Source organism: Pseudomonas sp. PDM16 (genome assembly GCF_014851865.1).
Taxonomy (GTDB): Bacteria; Pseudomonadota; Gammaproteobacteria; order Pseudomonadales; family Pseudomonadaceae; genus Aquipseudomonas.
This window is the reverse complement of record NZ_JACVAM010000001.1, coordinates 831,326-850,282: the sequence shown is the minus strand read 5'-3', so window position 1 is coordinate 850,282 and position 18,957 is coordinate 831,326. Positions and strand designations below refer to the sequence as shown.

General features: G+C 63.4%; 15 protein-coding genes. 2 read left to right on the top strand and 13 right to left on the bottom strand.

Features of this window, described 5'->3' with window-relative positions; translation table 11 throughout:
• Window positions 1-63: 63 nt before the first annotated feature.
• The gene (gene rep / locus IB234_RS03910; RefSeq protein WP_192314143.1) at window positions 64-2,073 is read left to right on the top strand and encodes a DNA helicase Rep; all 2,010 of its coding nucleotides are present in this window, start codon (window positions 64-66) and stop codon (window positions 2,071-2,073) included.
• Window positions 2,074-2,112: 39 nt separating this feature from the next.
• Here rep and IB234_RS03905 read toward each other — a convergent pair whose 3' ends face one another.
• The 9 genes from IB234_RS03905 to IB234_RS03865 all read right to left on the bottom strand — a co-directional run bounded on the left by IB234_RS03905 (window position 2,113) and on the right by IB234_RS03865 (window position 11,353).
• Window positions 2,113-4,248 carry an acetyl-CoA hydrolase/transferase C-terminal domain-containing protein gene (locus tag IB234_RS03905; RefSeq protein ID WP_318651969.1) on the bottom strand — a complete coding sequence of 712 codons (2,136 nt, stop codon included), beginning with the start codon at window positions 4,246-4,248 and terminating at the stop codon, window positions 2,113-2,115.
• 115 nt (window positions 4,249-4,363) lie between these two features.
• The gene (locus IB234_RS03900) at window positions 4,364-4,786 is read right to left on the bottom strand and encodes a c-type cytochrome (RefSeq protein ID WP_192314140.1); all 423 of its coding nucleotides are present in this window, start codon (window positions 4,784-4,786) and stop codon (window positions 4,364-4,366) included.
• Between the two features lie 128 nt (window positions 4,787-4,914).
• Window positions 4,915-5,463, bottom strand: a complete 549-nt coding sequence (locus tag IB234_RS03895) for a cupin domain-containing protein (RefSeq protein ID WP_192314137.1) — start codon at window positions 5,461-5,463, stop codon at window positions 4,915-4,917.
• 103 nt (window positions 5,464-5,566) lie between these two features.
• Window positions 5,567-6,655, bottom strand: coding sequence for an alanine racemase (gene alr, locus IB234_RS03890; RefSeq protein ID WP_192314135.1), 1,089 nt, complete (start codon window positions 6,653-6,655; stop codon window positions 5,567-5,569).
• Window positions 6,656-6,717: 62 nt separating this feature from the next.
• The gene (locus tag IB234_RS03885) at window positions 6,718-7,071 is read right to left on the bottom strand and encodes a RidA family protein (protein WP_192314133.1); all 354 of its coding nucleotides are present in this window, start codon (window positions 7,069-7,071) and stop codon (window positions 6,718-6,720) included.
• Entirely contained in the window at window positions 7,046-8,344 is a 1,299-nt protein-coding gene (dadA, locus tag IB234_RS03880; protein ID WP_192314131.1) for a D-amino acid dehydrogenase, read from the bottom strand. Before dadA ends, IB234_RS03885 begins: the two co-directional genes overlap by 26 nt.
• Before the next feature lie 236 nt (window positions 8,345-8,580).
• On the bottom strand, window positions 8,581-8,925 hold the full coding sequence (locus tag IB234_RS03875; protein WP_192314129.1) for a YdbL family protein: 345 nt from the start codon (window positions 8,923-8,925) through the stop codon (window positions 8,581-8,583).
• A 17-nt stretch (window positions 8,926-8,942) separates the two neighbouring features.
• On the bottom strand, window positions 8,943-9,134 hold the full coding sequence (locus IB234_RS03870; RefSeq protein WP_192314127.1) for a YnbE family lipoprotein: 192 nt from the start codon (window positions 9,132-9,134) through the stop codon (window positions 8,943-8,945).
• 14 nt (window positions 9,135-9,148) lie between these two features.
• Window positions 9,149-11,353, bottom strand: coding sequence for a YdbH domain-containing protein (locus IB234_RS03865; RefSeq protein WP_192314125.1), 2,205 nt, complete (start codon window positions 11,351-11,353; stop codon window positions 9,149-9,151).
• A 153-nt stretch (window positions 11,354-11,506) separates the two neighbouring features.
• On the opposite strand from IB234_RS03865, the gene IB234_RS03860 reads away from it, so the two are divergent.
• The gene (locus tag IB234_RS03860) at window positions 11,507-11,995 is read left to right on the top strand and encodes an Lrp/AsnC ligand binding domain-containing protein (protein ID WP_192314123.1); all 489 of its coding nucleotides are present in this window, start codon (window positions 11,507-11,509) and stop codon (window positions 11,993-11,995) included.
• A 233-nt stretch (window positions 11,996-12,228) separates the two neighbouring features.
• Here IB234_RS03860 and IB234_RS03855 read toward each other — a convergent pair whose 3' ends face one another.
• From IB234_RS03855 to IB234_RS03840, 4 genes are all read right to left on the bottom strand, one after another.
• Window positions 12,229-14,700 carry a TonB-dependent siderophore receptor gene (locus IB234_RS03855; protein WP_192314120.1) on the bottom strand — a complete coding sequence of 824 codons (2,472 nt, stop codon included), beginning with the start codon at window positions 14,698-14,700 and terminating at the stop codon, window positions 12,229-12,231.
• A gap of 99 nt (window positions 14,701-14,799) precedes the next feature.
• A complete protein-coding gene (locus IB234_RS03850; protein ID WP_192314117.1) occupies window positions 14,800-15,750 on the bottom strand; it encodes a FecR family protein in 951 nt (316 codons plus the stop codon).
• Window positions 15,751-16,263, bottom strand: a complete 513-nt coding sequence (locus IB234_RS03845) for an RNA polymerase sigma factor (RefSeq protein WP_192314114.1) — start codon at window positions 16,261-16,263, stop codon at window positions 15,751-15,753.
• Window positions 16,264-16,416: 153 nt separating this feature from the next.
• Entirely contained in the window at window positions 16,417-18,930 is a 2,514-nt protein-coding gene (locus tag IB234_RS03840; RefSeq protein ID WP_192314111.1) for a TonB-dependent siderophore receptor, read from the bottom strand.
• Between the last annotated feature and the right edge of the window lie 27 nt (window positions 18,931-18,957).

Here is an 18,957-nt window from a genome sequence, read left to right as displayed (position 1 = left end):
ATCCCGCCCCTGGCTGGCGACTGCTAGAATGCCGCCTCTTTTTTGCAGACCGAATCGCCCTCCATGTCCCGACTCAATCCTCGGCAGCAGGAAGCCGTGAACTATGTCGGCGGCCCGCTGCTGGTGCTCGCCGGCGCCGGCTCCGGCAAGACCAGCGTGATCACTCGCAAGATCGCCCACCTGGTGCAGAACTGCGGCATCCAAGCCCGCCACATCGTCGCCATGACCTTCACCAACAAGGCCGCACGCGAGATGAAGGAGCGTGTCGGCACGCTGCTCAAGGGCGCCGAGGCGCGCGGCCTGACCGTGTCGACCTTCCACAACCTGGGCATGAACATCATCCGCAAGGAATACGCCGCGCTGGGCTACAAGCCGGGCTTCTCGATCTTCGACGACGGCGACATCAAGGCACTGCTGACCGACATCATGCAGAAGGAATACGCCGGCGATGACGGCGCCGACGAGGTCAAGAACTACATCGACAGCTGGAAGAACGACCTGATCCTGCCCGACGAGGCGCTGGCCAATGCCCGCAATCCCAAGGAACAGACCGCTGCGGTCGTCTACCTGCACTACCAGCGCACGCTCAAGGCGTACAACGCGGTGGACTTCAACGACCTGATCCTGCTGCCGGTGAAGCTGTTCCAGGAGCACAAGGACATCCTGGAAAAGTGGCAGAACCGCATCCGCTACCTGCTGGTGGACGAATATCAGGACACCAACTCCAGCCAGTACCTGCTGGTGAAGCAGCTGGTGGGCCTGCGCAACCAGATCACCGTGGTCGGCGACGACGACCAGTCGATCTATGCCTGGCGAGGTGCGCGGCCGGAGAATCTCAACCTGCTCAAGGAAGACTACCCGTCGCTGAAGGTGGTGATGCTGGAGCAGAACTACCGCTCCACCAGCCGCATCCTCAAATGCGCCAACATCCTCATCGCCAACAACCCGCACGCCTTCGAGAAGCAGCTGTGGTCGGAGATGGGCATGGGCGATCAGATTCGCGTGATCCGCACGCGCAACGAGGATGCCGAGTGCGAGCGTGTGGCCCTGGAAATCCTCACCGAGCACCTGCGCACCGAGCGCCCGTACAGCGACTTCGCGATCCTCTACCGCGGCAACTACCAGGCCAAGCTGATGGAGCTGAAGCTGCAGCACCACCAGATTCCCTATCGCCTGTCAGGCGGCACCAGCTTCTTCGCCCGCCAGGAGGTGAAGGACCTGATGAGCTACTTCCGCCTGCTGGTCAATCCGGACGACGACAACGCCTACCTGCGGGTGATCAACGTGCCGCGCCGCGAGATCGGCTCCACCACCCTGGAGAAACTCGGCAACTACGCCAGCGAGCGCGGCGTGTCGATGTACGCCGCCAGCGACGAACTGGGCCTCGGCGAGCAGCTCGACAGCCGCTATACCGAGCGCCTCAGCCGCTTCAAGCGCTACATGGACAAGATTCGCGAACTCTGCGCAGGTAACGACCCGATCGGCGCCATTCGCAGCATGATCATGGATATCGACTATGAGAACTGGTTGCGCCAGAACGCCTCCAGCGACAAGGTCGCCGAGGCGCGCATGGGCAATGTCTGGTTCCTCGTCGAGGCGCTGAAGAACACCCTCGACAAGGACGAGGACGGCGACATGACCATCGAGGACGCCATCGGCAAGCTGGTGCTGCGCGACATGCTGGAGCGCCAGCAGGAGGAGGAAGACGGCGCCGAGGGCGTGCAGATGATGACCATGCACGCCTCCAAGGGCCTGGAGTTCCCCTCGGTGTACATCATCGGCTTCGAGGAGGAGATTCTCCCGCACCGCTCCAGCATCGAGGCCGACACCATCGAGGAAGAACGCCGCCTGGCCTACGTCGGCATCACGCGCGCCAAACGCAACCTGGCGCTGACCTATGCCTCCAAGCGCAAGCAGTACGGCGAGATCATCGACTGCTCGCCCAGTCGTTTTCTCGACGAACTGCCCCAGGAAGACCTGGTGTGGGAAGGCCAGGAAGATGCGCCGCCCGAGGAAAAGAGTGCCCGCGGCAACGATGCACTGGCCAATATGCGGGCGATATTGAAGCGCTAACCCGGTAACTTGGCCAAGCCGAGCTGCCGGCCGGAGTCGCTATACCTTCGCGGTAGCCTTGAGGCCGGCTAGCAACAGCTTCTGGTAGAGCTGCTCGCGCAGTCCGCTCGGCTGCTCCAGGCCCATGCGCTGCAGGTGCTCGGCATAGTCGGCGGCGTCCGGCAGATCGAATAGGGCGGCCGCGCCCAGCTCGAAAATCTCGCTGAGCCGGAGCTTGCTCTTGAGCCACTGCAGCGCCCGCAGCAGGTCCTGCTCCTCGGTGGTGAAGTCACTGCCCAGCGGGTATTCGAGGAACAACTGCGGGTACTCAGCCTGCAGCGCCAATAGGCGAGCCGGGGTGTTCTGTCGGTACGCGGGGCCCAGCTGGAAGTCCTCGGCCAGCTTGCCGGCCTTCTGCGCCGCGGCGATCAGTTCATCCTGAAAGCGCGAGTCAGCGATCTGCAGCAGCGCCACGATCACCTCACCATCGCTCTTGCCGCGCAGGTCGGCGATGCCGTACTCGGTCACCACGATGTCGCGCAGGTGGCGCGGGATAGTGGCATGCCGATAGTCCCAGCGGATGTTCGAGCTGACATCGCCATCCGCCTCGCGCCAGCTGCGCAGCATCAGGATCGAGCGTGCACCGTCCAGCTCATGGGCCTGAGCGACAAAGTCGTACTGCCCGCCAACCCCGCTGAGTACGCGACCGTCTTCCAGCTGATCCGCCGCACTGGCGCCCAGCAGCGTGACCACGAAGCAGCTGTTGATGAAGCGCGCGTCACGCCGCTGCAGGCGCTTGAGCGATTCGTCGCCATACAGGCGGTTGATGCGGCTGATGGCGGTCATGCCGATGCGTCTGCGTCGCCCCTCGTCCAGTTCGCACAAGCGCTGGTAGAACGCCTTCGGACCTAGGAAGAAGCCGCCGTGCACCAGCACACCACCAACCACCTCGCCCAGATGGGGCACCAGCGCGGCAAAGGTGGTCGGGTCGCCCAGGTCACGGGAAAGCCGGCGGCCATCGGGCAGCAACAGTTGCTCGCCCTCCACCTTCAGCTCTGCATCGAGCAAGCCATGGCGTTGCAGCCAAGCCAGGGTGGTGCCGTCTAACAGGAGGGGAATACCAGCCTGACGCAACGGCTCGGCTCCGACCAGGCGCCCTTCCGCGTCCAGCCCGCCCTGCTCGGCCAGGCGTTGCAGGTGCTCATCGGGATACACCATGCGCCGGATCACTCCGGCCTCCAGCAAGGCCAGCAGGCCGTGCATGAACATCTCGCTGCAGCCGTAGAGCCCTTGGGCAAACGACTCCAGCCCGCCCTCGCGCTCGATCAGCTCGGCATGACAGCGCAAGGTGCCCATGGCCTCCAGCAGGTTGCGATAGCGTGTGTTATCCGCCTGCCGCGCCAGCAGCGCCGCGGCCACCGCATCGGCCATCGCACCGATACCGAGCTGCAGGCTGCCACCGTCGCGCACCAGGCTGCTGACATGCAGGCCGATAGCATGGTCCTGGGGATTCACCGGCAGGTTTGGCGTGGAAAACAGGGCACTGCACTCTACCGGCTCCAGCAGCAGATCGAACGCCTGCACCTCCAACTCGGCGTCGCCGCCCATGTACGGCAGGTCGACATGTGGCTGGGCGATGCACAGGATCGGCTCGCCAGCTCGGCGGCGTTCATGCAGGCCAGGCAGCAGATCGAGGGTGATATCAGGGTTGCAGCTCAGACTGAGATAGCCGTGGCGCTGCTCATCCAGCGCGACCAGCTGGGCGATCACGTTGACACCCTTGCGCTGCAGGTCGCGCGCCACGTGGCTGTAGTTGAGACTGATGTAGCTCTGCTGGGCCAGCGGATTGCCCAGCTGGCTGCCGGGTTGCAGGTAGAACTCTTCGATCCGCACGTTGCCCGGCAGGTCGCCGCAGCGCAGGTCAGTCAGGTAATCGAGCTCGACGTGGTCGCCATACACCCGCCGCAGGAAGGGGCCACTGAAGCGCTGCTCCAACTCGCTACGTGGCTGCGGCCTGGCCAGCGAGAGGGCGGTATAGATGGTCAACTCGCGCTGCGGCAGTACCTTGATCCGCTGGTAGAGCGCGTTGACGAATCGATTCGGCTTGCCCAGGCCGAGCGGCAAACCGAGGCGTATCGGCCCGTCGATCTGTGCCAACACTTCATCCACGGCCTGTTCCAGTGTGCAGCTCTGCACCCAACGTCCTCCACGATTAGCGTCGAAAGTTGGACCGCCCCGCTGCGGTTTTGCTCAGGCAAAAACGACAAAGCCGCCCGGAGGCGGCTTTGCGGTTATCAAGAGACGGCGGCGATCAGAGGCCGGACATCTTCTTGATGGCGCCCATCAGCTCGTCGTCCGAGCAGGTGGCGCAGGTACCTTTCGGCGGCATGGCATTGATGCCGGAGATGGCCTTGGCCAGCAGGCCGTCAAGGCCACCTTGCTCATCGGCACGCTTCTTCCAGTCAGCGGTGTCGCCGGCTTTCGGCGCGCCCAGTACGCCAGCATTGTGGCAGGCGCCGCAGTGTGCAGCGATCACGTCATCAGGCGACTTAGCGCCGCCACCAGCGGCAACGGCTACAGCGCCGACGCCCTTGCATTCTTCACCCTGGATGCAGACCTCGCCAACCGGCTTGATACGCTCGGCGATCTCATCGTTGGTCGCAGCCTGAGCGCTCACAGCCCACAGGGCCAACACGGCAGCTTGAGCCACCAGCATCTTCTTGATCAGGTTCACGGTACACCCTCATTGTGGCTAGTCACGCTCGCGGCCACGGTTTCGCGAGCGCGCGCAGTATAACGGTTAGACCGCCCGGCCGGAACAACCCAACTTGTCGCAGGGGCATTGCCCGCGCGACACGGCTCTTAGAAGTTGGCCGGTGTCGTTGCGCTGATCAGCCGTGCCGGCTTGTCGAACGGATTACGGAAGCGGTGCGGCTTGGTGCTATCGAAGTAATAGCTGTCACCCGGCTCGAGGACAAACACCTCGCTGCCTACGGTCAGCTCCAGGCGGCCATCCATCAGCATGCCCGCCTCTTCGCCGTCGTGATTGAGCATCTCCTCACCGGTGTCGGTACCCGGCGGGTACGTCTCGTCGAGGAAGGTAATGGTCCGGTTCGGATGCGCCTTGCCGATCAGTTTCATCGTCACGGCGCCACTGGAAAGGTCGGTCAGTTCGTCGGCCCGGTAGACCACCTGGGTCTGGTTGTCCTGCTCCAGGTCGAGGGAGAAAAACTCCACCAGCGACATGGGAATCCCGCCTAGCACCTTCTTCAACGAGCTGATCGAGGGGCTCACGCTGTTCTTCTCGATCATCGAAATGGTGCTGTTGGTGACGCCCGCACGTTTGGCGAGTTCACGCTGGGAAAGGCCTTTAAGTTTGCGAATAGATTGCAGTCGAACACCGACGTCCAATGCGGGGGTCCTCCTTGGGAGCAAGGCATTTGGGTGGCGGTATCATGCGGCCAGTGTTCAGTATTTACAACACGGCAAGTGCGATTGCTCCACAGGGCGGCGGCTAGCCCCCGGAATAGAGCCTTGGCACTCGTTTGAGGTTACAGAACAGCTGGTACGGGATGCTGCCGCAGCCGTAGGCCACGGCGCTGGCGGAGACGTTGCGCCCCCACAGTTCGACCCGGCTGCCGAGGCCGACGCCAGGCAGATCGGTGAGATCGACGGTGAGCATGTCCATGGACACACGGCCGATCAACCGGCTGGCCTGGCCGTCGACCATCACCGGCGTACCGGTTGCTGCGTGGCGCGGGTAGCCGTCGGCATAGCCCATGGCGACCACGCCGACGCGGGTCGGCCGCTCGGAGACGAAGCGCGCGCCATAGCCCACCGGCTCGCCGGCCGGCAGCTCGCGCACGCTGATGATCTTCGACTCCAGGGTCATCACCGGGCGCAGGCGTGCAGCCTGCTCCTGGCCCTGCTCGAAAGGCGTGGCGCCGTAGAGCATGATGCCCGGGCGTACCCAGTCACCCGGCTGCTGATCCTTGAAGAGGCCGGACAAGCCGAGGATGGCCGGCGAGTTACGCAGGCTGACTTCGGCCTGCAGATTGCCCCGCGCTTCCTGGAACAGCGCCAGCTGTTCGGCGCTGCGCGGGTTTTCCAGCTCGTCGGCGCGGGAGAAGTGGCTCATCAGTACGACCTTGTCGACCTTGCCACTGGCCAGCAGGCGCGCATGAGCGTCGCGGTACTCGGCCGGATGCAGACCAACCCGGTGCATGCCCGAGTCCACCTTCAGCCACACTCGCAAGGGCCTGCCGAGGCGCGCCCGTTCGATGGCTTCGATCTGCCACGTGGCATGCACCACGCACCACAGCTGGTGCTGATCGATCAGGCTCAGCTCACTCTCTTCGAAGAAGCCTTCGAGCAGCAGAATCGGCTTGCGAATACCGGCATAGCGCAGCTCCAACGCCTCCTCGATGCAGGCCACAGCGAAGCCATCGGCGTCGGCCTCCAGCGCATGAGCGCAACGTGTGGCACCGTGACCGTAGGCGTCTGCCTTGACCACCGCCAGCGCTTTCGCACCGCTGATCTCGCGGGCGAGGCGGTAGTTGTGGCGCAGGGCTTCGAGGTCGATCAGGGCACGGGCGGGACGCATTTCGGCTACTTCGTTTCAGTTAAAAAAAAAGCCCGGCGGGGGTGCCGGGCAAACAGGGTTTCTTAGCGCTGGGCGGCGACGACGACCATCTCCACCAGTACGCGCGGGTCGTACAACTTGCCCTCGACACAAGCGCGGGCAGGGGTGGCGCCTTCGGCGACCCAGGCATCCCATACCTGGTTGAGGCCGGCGTAGTCGGCGGCGATGTCCTTCAGGTAGATGGTCACCGAGAGGATCTTCGACTTGTCGCTGCCAGCCTCGGCCAGAGCGCTATCGATGTTGGCCAGGGTCTGGCGAGTCTGCTCACCGATGTCGCCGCTGTAGTCGTCGGCCAACTGGCCCGCCAGGTAGACGGTGCCGTTGTGAATGACGATATTGCTGTAGCGTTTCTCAATGTGCAGGCGCTGGATGGACATGCTTGTGGGTCTCCTTGGTATTGCCGTAGCGGGAAATGTCCAGGCCTTCGGCGCTGATCTGCGGACGCTTCTTGGCCATCAGGTCGGCGAGGAAACGACCGGAGCCGCAGGCCATGGTCCAGCCAAGGGTACCGTGTCCGGTGTTGAGGAACAGGTTGCGATATGATGTGGCGCCCACAATTGGGGTGCCGTCCGGGGTGGCCGGCCGCAGACCGGTCCAGAACTCGGCCTGGCGGACATCGCCGCCCTGTGGGTAGAGATCGTTGGTGATCATCTCCAGGGTGGCGCGGCGCTTGGGGTTGAGGCTCAGGTCGAAGCCGGCGATCTCGGCCATGCCGCCGACGCGGATACGGTTGTCGAAGCGGGTGATAGCGACCTTGTAGGTCTCGTCGAGGATGGTCGAGTTCGGCGCCATGTCGGGGTTGCTGATCGGCACGGTCAGCGAGTAGCCCTTGAGCGGGTAGACCGGTGCCTTGATGCCCAGCGGCTTGAGCAGTTGCGGGCTGTAGCTGCCAAGCGCCAGCACGTAGCGGTCGGCGGTTTCCAGCTTACCGTCGATCCACACGCCGTTGATGCGGTCGCCGGCGGCGTCCAGGCGCTGGATATTCTGGCCGAAGCGGAATTCGACGCCCAGGGCCTTGGCCATGTCCGCCAGCTTGGTAGTGAACATCTGGCAGTCGCCGGTTTGGTCGTTGGGCAGACGCAAGGCGCCGGCCAGCTTGTCGGTGACGCCAGCCAAGGCCGGTTCGACGCGGGCGATGCCGGCGCGGTCGAGCACCTCATAGGGCACGCCGGAGGCTTCCAGCACGGCAATGTCCTTGGCAGCGTTGTCGAGCTGGGCCTGGGTGCGGAACAGCTGGGTGGTGCCGAGTTGACGGCCTTCGTAGCCGATGCCGGTCTCGGCGCGCAGCTCGTCGAGGCAGTCGCGGCTGTACTCGGACAGACGCACCATGCGCTCCTTGTTCACCGCATAGCGGGCAGCCGTGCAGTTGCGCAGCATCTGCGCCATCCACAGGTATTGATCGATATCGCCGGTGGCTTTGATCGCCAGCGGTGCGTGCTGCTGCAGCAGCCATTTGATCGCCTTGAGCGGCACGCCCGGCGCGGCCCAGGGCGAGGCATAACCCGGCGACACCTGGCCGGCATTGGCGAAGCTGGTTTCCAGGGCCGGGCCATTCTGGCGGTCGACCACCACCACCTCGAAACCGGCACGGGCCAGATAGTAGGCGCTGGCGGTACCGATCACACCACTGCCGAGAACCAGAACGCGCATCGCTGTCTCCTCGCCGCGGAAAACTCCGCCACGGAAAAATGACTTGTAATGGGCGCAGTATAGGAATTCCCCTACAGGCCTTTTCACTATTTAAAAGGCAATATTCGAGGGGAAAACTCGGCTATATGAGATTTTTCAGAGAGAGAATCAACGTCAAAATGGGCTTCCATCAACATCAGGCAGGATAATCTCGCGTATCGCCTGATCGGGCACGTCGCGACGTGCCCGGCTCCCCATTACTTGCGTACCCACTTGCCGTTGACCTGGATGTACTGCCCTGAAGGAGTTTTCTCCAGTGCCTTCTGCCCGGCCATCGCCTCGACATCCCCCAACTGCAGGCCGTTTTCCTTGGCCAGGCGCTGATACTCGGCCCGCCGCGCTTGATTGATCTGTTCGGCGATCTCCACCGCCTGGCCGCCTGCACCAACCACACCCAGATAGCCATCTGGCTGTTCGCCAAGCTGGCCACTTGCCTTGGCCGAGCTCAGTGCCGACATCGCCTCGTTGAGGTTCATCGCCCAGGCCGGCAGGCTCAGGCAGAGCACCAGCAGGCCGTGTCCCAGTTTGCTACGCAGTTTCATGCTTGGCTCCTTGCGGTTCAGAACAGCCCGCTGGATTCATTGATGATCGAGTCCAGGGCCTTATCGACCTTGATGTAGATCTCGTGTTCGATCTTCACGTTGAGGTTGATGTTGATCGGTTCGTTAGGCACCGCCAGCTGCACCGTGGGTGTACAGGCGGCGCCCAGAATACCGAGCAGAACGATGCAGAGCAGGCCACGAAGGCGCATGGAAATCTCCCTGATCATGGGGCAGGTACGTTGCGCTGGCGCAGACGCTCCTGCACCCGCTGGCGAATGGTCTCACTGACCTTGTCAGTGAGCTGCAGGCTGGTAAGCAAGGCGGGCACATCCTCCTCCAGGTTGACGTTGAGATTGATCGGCCTGCCCTTCTCCAGGTCCGGGTTACGCCCCTGCAGCCGCAGCGCCAGGGTCAGCTTGCCGCGCTCATCATAGCCAACGCTGCTGTCGAGCAGGTCGTAGTGGAAATCATCCAGCGCATCCGCCACCAGCTGCATGCTCGGATTACTGCGCCCCAAGGCGCGGATCTTTTCCGAGCGGAACTGCAGGTAGCCCGGCGCAGTAGCGCCGAGAACACCGCGCTCGATGCGCACACCTCGGGCGTCGATCGACATGGGCAGCTCCCCGGTCAGTGAGCCGCGTCCGGCCAGCCCCTCTGCGGGATAGACCCGGAAGATCTCATCCAGTTGCAGGCCCTTGAGATTCAGCAAAAGGCGCTGACTCGGCTGGCCCAGGTCGATCTGGCCCGGCTCCAGCCACGCCTCGCCCTTGAACAGGCCGGTATGCGCCCGACTCCAGCTCAACTGTCCGGCAACTGGCTGGTCGAGCGTTGCAGCGTAACGGCCACGGAACTGCAGAGGGCCGACCGGCAGACCGGGGTTGGCCTGCTGCAGGCTCAGGTCGCTGGTTTCGAGGGTCAGCTGCTGGCCTCGCAGGCGCATGTCGAGCCGACCCGCCAGACCGCTCAGCTCGCTGCGGTCGTAGATCCCGTCCAGCCCCTTTAGCTGCAGGCCGAGGTCCACATTCAGCGCCTTGGACGGAGTGCTGCGCAGGCTGGCCGCACCCACCAGGCGACCATTGGCGAACTCCAGCAGCGGCGGCCAGGCAACCAGGGTCTTGCTCAACGGATTGCCGGCACGGAAGAAAATTTCCCCGAGATCGGCGGCCAGCGCCAGCTCGCCGCTCCGCTCATGGTTACCCTGCAAAACGACGCTCATCCCAGCATCGTTGCTCAAGGTGCCGCCTAGCGTCTGCCGATCGAGCGCCACCTTCACATCGCCCTTGAACTGCCAACCCAGCGGATGCACCTGAGCCTGCAGCAGGCTTCCCACGCCAAGCCGTAGCGGACCCTCCAGCAATAACGGGCGCTGCGGGTCGCCAACGTGGAGCACTAGCCCGGCCAGTTCGGCACGCAACGCCTTGGCAGTGAACACTTCCGCCACACCCAGGTTGCTCAGGGCGACACTGGAGGGTGCCTGCAGGGCCAGCCGCAAACGTTCGTCGGCGAGCTGCCCGTGGAGGCGCAAATCGACATCGATGTCCTTCATCTGCAGCGACTGCTGGCTGATCCGCGGGCTCTGCAGTCGCACCTGCAGATTGAAGGTGCCACTGCCATGCTGCAGCCTGCGCAAGTCCAGCGGGTCATCGGCGGCGGCGAGCACCAGTTGCCAGTCGGTAGCAAAGCGCAGCGCAGCCTCCGCATGCAGCAGACGCTCATCGGCGGGTAGCCACTGATTGAGCCAGAGGAACAACAAGCGCGTATCGGCCATCCGGGCCACCTGTAGGCTTCCACTCCAGCGCGGAGTGACCGTGTTCGCCTGCAACCGGCTGTCCAGGGTCAGCCAAGGCTTACCGTCGAAGCTGGCCTCACCAGTCAGCTGCCACTCGCCATCGTTCTGCCTGGCGCTGGCGTTGATCACCATCTGCCGCTCGCCCTGGCTGAGATCGGCATTCAGCGTTGCGAGCGGCCCTGTCCTGTCCAGCTGCAGGCCGCCCCGCAGCGCGCAGCGGCCGGCGGCGCAGGGCAGATCCATGAACAGTTCGGCAACGTCCACCCGCCGTGGTATCCAGTGCAGGCTGTCGAGCCAGGCCTGGGGATCGGTTGGCTGAGGGTCGATCTGAGTACCGGGCTGCCAGCTCACCTGCAGCATCCGCGCACGGAACTCATCGAACTGCCGCTGGCCGTCGTAGGTGCCTGGCCAGCTGAGGAACAGTTGCTGCGCCTGCAAAGCCAGGCGACTGCCATCGGCCCCCTCTCGCCGCATCTGCAGGGAGTCCAATGCCAGACCGGCTCGCGACAGGTCCAGGCCCTGCCAGCTCAGTTCGCTGATGCCCTGGGAAGCCAGCAGGCGCCCCCAGGCCAGCCAGCCGAGCGCGGCAGTCAGGATCAGCAGCAACAGCAGAATCCGCATCAGGCGGGGAAACGACATCCCTCGGTTCTCGTCCGGCGATTCGGGTTTCAGGGTGGCGGCACGCCGGAGCAAGATCAAGGTGTTTTCCACATGCAGTGATTTCCACTGGTCATCTGGCTATATTCGCCGAAGATTTCTTGCGAAAGCAGGCTCCCCTCCGAGGCATCCTCCATGAGAACCCAGCACCAGGTCCGCCGAGAACTGGACAAGATCGACCGCAACATCCTGCGCATCCTGCAGGAAGATGGGCGTATCTCCTTCACCGAACTGGGTGAACGCGTCGGCCTGTCGACGACCCCTTGCACCGAGCGCGTCCGTCGCCTGGAGCGCGAAGGCATCATCATGGGCTACCACGCCCGCCTCAATCCACAGCAGCTAAAGGCCAGCCTGCTGGTGTTCGTCGAGATCAGCCTGGACTACAAGTCCGGCGACACCTTCGATGACTTCCGCCGCGCCGTGCTCAAGCTGCCGCACGTGCTGGAGTGCCATCTGGTCAGCGGCGACTTCGACTACCTGGTGAAAGCGCGCATCAACGAGATGGCCAGCTACCGCAAGCTGCTCGGCGATATCCTGCTCAAGCTGCCGCATGTGCGCGAGTCGAAGAGCTATATCGTGATGGAAGAGGTGAAGGAGAGCCTGACGCTGCCCGTGCCGGAGTAAACACCGGTATGCCGCACGTTTTGAGCGGTAAGCAGGATGGTGACCTTGCAGTCCATCCTGCCAAACCGAGAGACGGCACCTGGCCGTAGGGTGGAAAACTGCGAAGCGTTTTCCACCGAGCGGTGGCCCCCTGACAAACCTTTGAGTCGTGCATGGTGGATGCCGCTTTTCACATCCGCCGAAATGGTGGCTCGATAAAGCGTCATCCACCCTGCTCGTTACCTGCTGCCGGGTCAGTCCCAGACGCCTCGCAGGGTCAGCATGTAGTTTCTCGGCGTGCCGTAGTAGTTGCCGTAGTCCGGGTGGTTCAGGGTGTCGTAGTACTTGCGGTCGAACAGGTTGTTGGCGTTGAACGCCACCGTCCAGTGCGAATCGACCCTGTACTCGAGCATCGCATCCCACACCGCATAGCCGCCCTGGGACATTTTCACCGGGGTTGGACCGACGTAGTTCACGCCACTGTATTCGATCTCGCCAGTGACGAAGTTGGCGCTCTGGACTGTCACGCCGCCGCCGACTTTCCAGTCCGACAGCTCTTCCGGCAGCACGTAGGTGCTCCAGAACTTGGCCTGATGCTTGGGCGTCACACTGCTGAAGATGCCGCTGTTGGTGCGATCTTCGTTGCGGTTGAAGGTGTACCCAGCCATGACCTGCCAGTTCGGCAGCAGCTCACCACTGACCTCCAGGTCGATACCCTTGCTGGTGACCTTGCCACGCGGCAAGAAGCAGCAGGCGCCACCGTAAACGAACGACTCCAAGGCGTAGCGAGGGTCACGGGTCGCCTGGTTCTCGCGTTCGGAGTAGAACAGCGCCGCCGAGACGTTCAGCGCACCATCGAACAGCTCTCCCTTGATACCCGTCTCGTAGGTTTTTCCTTCCATCGGCTCCAGCGAAGTGCTTGCCTCCGGCGGGCCAGACACCGAGCTTGCCTGCGGGTTGAATATCTCCGAGTAGCTGACGTAGGTGGACCATTCGTCATCCAGCTCGTAGATCAGGCCGCCGTATGGCACCAGCTTGGTCGGCTCACGATGGTCGATGATGTTCTCGGGCGCCCAGACGCCAGTTGCGATGTCTTTGACCTTGTAGGTCTGGTCGTACTTGTAGCGGGCAGCACGCGCCCCGACGATCAGCTTGAGCGGGTCAGCCAGTTGCAGGCGCAGGGTCGAGTACAGGCCGTACTGGCGCTGCTTGCTCGGGTAGTAGTCCCGCAGGAACTCCTTGTCGATGGTGCCCTCTGGCCACGGCTCGAAGGCCGAGCCAAAACCGCCGGTCATACCCCGTGCAGCGCGCCAGCGGGCGCGGATGTTCTGCACGTCGCCACCGATCAGCAGTTCGTGCTGGCGGCCCAGCAACTCGAATTTGCCGGAAAGGTTCATGTCCAGAACGGTCTGCTCGGCCCAGCCGCGTTGATAACTGCCCGCCCAGTAAGGGCCGGATTGCTCGGCTCTGTCGATGTTGCCGATGGCAAACGCGCCCTGGCTTTCCACGGTGTCGTGCACGTAGGTCAGCGAGGTGTTGAACTTCCAGTCCTCGGTGAAATAGTGGTCGAGCTTGAAGAACAGCTCGCTGGCCGCATGATCGGAATACGACCAATTAGTGGTAAACCAGTCGCTGCGGCTGTAGTGCGGGCTCTTGCCATCGGCATAGAACGGCAGACCGTCGCCGGTGCCGGACTCCTTGGTTTTCTCGTACCGCCCACCGAAGGTGATCATGGTGTCGGGCGACAGGTCCGCTTCGAGCACGCCGTAGATCATCGGGTTCTCGGTGCCACGGTTGTCCATGAAGTACTGGCGGTCGCTGTAGCTGGTGACCAGTCGGCCTCGCAGCGCGCCGTCGAAGGCCAGCGGCCCCGTGACGTCGACCATGGAACGGTAGTTGTCCCAGGAGCCGGCGGATGCTTCGAACTTGAGCTGGTAGCGGTCCATCGGGCGCTTGCGCACCAGGTTGATGATGCCGCCCGGGTCACCCACACCGCCGAACAGCCCGGCAGAACCGCGCAGCACTTCGACGTGGTCGTACTCGGCAAGGTTGTACAGGTGATTGGAGTAACCACCGTTGGAGTCCAGGCTGGCGGCACCGTCGACCTGGATGTTCTTGATCTCGAAGCCGCGTGACAGGTAGCGCGGGCTGCGGTAGTTGGCATTCTTCACGGTGATGCCAGGAGTGGCGCGCATGGCATCACCCAGACTGGTGATCTGCCGGTCCTGGATGGCCTGGGCGGTGACCACCGACACCGACTGCGGGGTTTCACGCAATGAGGTCGGGGTCTTCGAGCCGACACTGGTCAGGCCTGTCGTATAGGAGCCGCTGTTCTCGGTCGCCTCCCCCATGCCCTGGCCCTGAATGGTGGTCGTACCCAGCTCCAGCGCCGTGCCGGTAGCCGGGACCTTTTCAATCAGGATGACATCTCCTTCGAGATGAGCCCGCAGATCGCTGCCCTCCAGCAATCGCTGCAATGCCGCGCGAACCTCATGACTGCCCTGCAGGCCGGCCGAACGCTGGCCCGCCAACAGGTCGCTGGTCACCATCAGGCGCAGACCGGATTGTTCGGCGAAACGGGTCAGCACCTGGCCGAGAGGGCCGGGGGCGATGTCGAAAACCACACTGGCGTGCTGATGGCTGTCCGTCTGCGCATATGCGCCCGTGCTCAGTGCACTGGCTGCAATGGCCAGGCTCAGGGCTGTCTGTCTGATGATGTAACGCATGCGTCTCCCCCGCCAAATTAGCGAAATAAAAATCGATCTCGACAGGAAAGACGTCAGCGTCCGAAAACCTGACAGCAGCATGGAGAATATTTTTCGCGATTATTTCGTCCGGACGGGATCGCGCTCGATCACAGTCAGCCAGGGCAATTGGCGAACGCGCAGCGGCAGGGACTGCTGCAGTAGCTGCAACTGGGCTGCCACATCGCCGGTACCGACGATGCCCGTCACCGGCAGGCTGTTCAGTTCATCGCCCCGCAACCAGATCGCTCCCGTGTGGTAGCGGCGCAACTCATCGACCACCTCACCCAGCGGCCGCTCGTTGAACACCAGCCGGTCACGACGCCAGGCGATGGCCGCACTGACATCCATAGCCTGCGGGCGGGACAGCCATTGCGCGCCGTACTGCAGTCCCTGCCCCTCCTCGACCTCGGCAACCTGCGAAGCATCGCCATGGGTGACTCGCACCGTATGCTCGGTAACCACCAGCTTCACGGTATCGCCGCTACTGCGAACATCGAAGGCCGTGCCCAGGGCACGCATACGGCCATTGCCGGCTTCGATCTCGAAAGGACGCTGCGGATCGGCGGCCACCTGCACGAAGACTTCGCCCGCATAGAGACGCACCAGACGCTGCGTATCGGTGATTTCGATATCCACCCGGGTACGCGGCGCCAACTCCAGTTGGGAGCCATCCGCCAGCAGCAGGGAGCGGCGCTCGCCCACAGCCGTGCGCTCATCCGCCATCCAGCCGTGGCTTTGCGCCTGCCAGTACGCGCCGCCCGCCAGGCCGATGGCCAGCAGCAGGCCCAACAGAGGCATGCGTCTGGCTTTCGGGCGATCGACCGTACTACCCAGGCGCTCCCAGAGTCGCTCCGCGGCACGCGCCGCGCGCCGATGCTCCTCCGAGGCTTCGCACCAGCGCAGGTAGTCGTCCCAGTTGGCACTCTGGCCTTCACCCGCATGCAGATCGACCAGCCATTGCAGGGCCTGCTCGGTCAGCTCATCGGCTAGCGGCTCGTCGAGAGCCCGTTCGGAAAGGGCCGGTTTCACTCAGTCGTCCAGCAGACCAAGGCGGCAAACGCAGTGGCGCAGGGCGCGCATGATGTACTTGCTGACCATGCTGGGCGAAACGCCGAGACGTTCGGCAATCGCCGCATGGCCGAGGCCATCCAGGCGATTGAGCAGCAGGGCACGGCGGCAGCTCTCCGGAAGCTCACTCAGCGCCTCGTGCAGCAGTTGCACCTGCTGGCGCAGCTCCAGCAAGCGTGCCGGGCATGGGTTGGGATCGAGCAGTTCATCCTCGACATCCTCCAGCACCGCCGTGGTACCCCGCCGCGAACTGCTGCGACCGAGATCGATGATCAGGTTGCGCAGCATGCGGATCAGGAAGAAGCGCGGGTTCTCGATATCGGCCGTGCGCTGCTCACGGTCGAGGCCGACATAACGCACGAAGGCATCCTGGGTCAGGTCGGCCGCCATTTCCCGATCTCCGAGGCGGCGGTAGGCAATCTGCTGCAGCTCGCGATGATAGAGGCGAAACAGCCGATCGAGATCGTCAGCCAAGGCACGCTCCAGAGAGTGAATTCGGGGGAACTGAAACGGGTATCAGACTACAGCATATGAGAATCGTTCGCAATGAACCCAGGCCAGCATGGCAGGCAACCAGAATGAAAACGCCCACTCAGCGGTGGGCGTTTTCATTGCACATCGAGCGAATTACCAGAAGGTACCGCGCAGGGTCAGCATGTAGTTGCGCGGTTCACCGTAGTAGTTGCCGTACTCGGAGGTGCCGACGCTGCTGTAGTAGCGTCGGTCGAACAGGTTGTTGCCTTTCAGGGCGACGGTCCAGTGCTCGTCCACGTCGTACTCGATCATCGCGTCGTACACCGCGTAACCCGACTGGCTGAACTTGTAGGGCTGGGCGTCGATGACATTCCAGTTGCTGTCGAAGCGATAGGCTTCGCCCTCCACATAGGTCGCGCTCGTCGCGGTCACGCCAGCACCGACGCGCCAGTCGGACAACGTGCCCGGCAGCGTGTAGCTGCTCCAGAGCTTGAACAGGTGCTTGGGCGTGACGGTGCTGTAGAGCGTCTCCTGAGTGTCGTTGTGTACCTGGTTGTAGGTGTAGCCGGCCATGATGTCCCAGCCCGGCGCAATCTCGCCGGTGGCCTCCAGATCGATGCCCTTGCTGGTGATCTTGTCCTGAGCCAGGAAGCAGCACGAGCTGCTGTAGCTGAACGGTGGATTGGGATACGCCGGGTCGGTCGCCGCCTGGTGCTCGCGGGTGGTGTAGAACAGTGCGGCGCTGACGTTCAACGCGCCACTGAACAGCTCGCCCTTGATGCCGGTCTCGTAGGTCTTGCCAGTCATCGGCTCGATGGAGGTGGCGGCGTCTTCCGGGCCCTGGAGCTTCTGCGCCTGGGGTTTGAACACTTCGGAATAGCTGACGTAGGTCGACCAATCATCGTTCAGCGCATAGATCAGCCCGCCAAACGGCACCACGGTGGTCGGCTCGCGGTCGAACACGTCGTCCTGCTCCACCCAGGGCCCGGTGCCGTCGCTCTTGCGCATGCTGTAGGCCTGCTCGAACTTGTAGCGCTGGGCACGGGCACCCACCACCAGTTTCAGAGGGTCGGTCAGCTGCAGGCGCAGGGTCGAGTACAGGCCGTACTGCTCGCGGGTATTGGGGGAGTAGTCACGCCAGAACTCATGGCTGGACACGCCGCTTGGCAGCGGCGTGGCGCCGGGATTCCAGATATCGATCATGCCGCCCTTGTCGCGCATGCCCGGGGCCCCACGCCAGCGGCTGGTAACCTTCTGATAGTCCCCACCGACCAGCAACTCGTGCTGGCGGCCGAACGCATCGAAGTAGCCCGACAGGTTGACGTCAAATACCGACTGCTTGCTCCAGCTGGAGACATAGCTGCCCCACCAATACGGGCCGGTGTCGGTATTTTCGTCCACCGAACCGTAGGGGATCACGCCTTCGGTGGTGGAGCCGTTGTAGGAGTAGGTGTAGGACGTGTTGAGCTTCCAGTCCTGATTGAGCTCGTGGTCGAGCTTGGCGAACCACTCGCGGGTATAGCTATCGGACCAGGCCTGGTCGGTGGTGTACCAGGTGCTGCGCGGCAGATGCACGTCGCCACCGGTGCTGTAGCGCGGCAGGCCATCGCCGGTGCCGTTCTCCTTGACCTTGTCGTAGCTGCCGCCGAAGGTCAGCATGGTGCTGTCGGTCAGGTCCGCCTCAAGGATGCCGTAGAGAAACGGCTTCTCGGTGCTGCGGTTATCCATGAAGTACTGGCGGTCGGTATAGGCCGCCACCATGCGCCCACGCAGCTTGCCATCGAACGCGAGCGGACCGGTCAGGTCGACCTCGGTACGGTAGTTGTCCCAAGAGCCGGCGGATGTATTGAACTTCAGCTGGTAGCTATCCAGCGGGCGCTTGCGCACCAGGTTGAGAATGCCGCCCGGGTCGCCCGTACCGCCCAGCAGGCCGCTCGAACCGCGCAGCACCTCGACATGGTCGTACGACGCCATGTCGTACAGGCGGTCGCTGTAGAAGGTGCCCAGGCCGTTGCCGATATCCATCGGCGCTGCGCCATCGATCTGCACGTTGTCGATGCTGAAGCCACGCGAGAAGAACTCTTCGACGTGGTAGTTGTTGTTGCGCACGGTAATGCCCGGCGTGCGTTTCATCGCCTCGGGCAGGGTAGTGATGCGCCGGTCCTCGATCATCTGCTGGCTGATGACCGACACTGTCTGCGGGGTGTCCTTGAGGCTGACCGGGGTCTTCGAGCCGATGCTGACCAGGCCGGTGGTGTAGGAGCCCGAGTTCTCCGTGGCCTCGCCCATGCCCTGGCCCTGAATGGTGGTCATCCCCAGCTCGATCGCCGCGCCTTCCGAAACGGGTGCGGCGACCAGAAAGCCACCATCGGCTGTCTTCTGCACATGCAGCTGCGAGCCCTGTAGCAGTCGCTGCAGCGCCTGCTCCACGGTCAGCTCGCCATTGACCGCTGGCGCACTCAGGCCCTCGGCAACCTCGGTGGCGAACAGTATGCGGCTGCCGGTCTGCCCGGCCAGGGCGTTGATCGCCTGGTCCAGCGGCTGGGTGGGCAGATTCACGGCGTAGGTGCCGTCCTGCGCATGCAACGTGGCAGCCAGTGTCATGCCGGCTATCAACAGGGAAAGGCGGCTACGCCGCCCGGGCGCGTGTATCGATTTGGTTTGCATGGAACTCCCCCATGAACGATCAGAAGT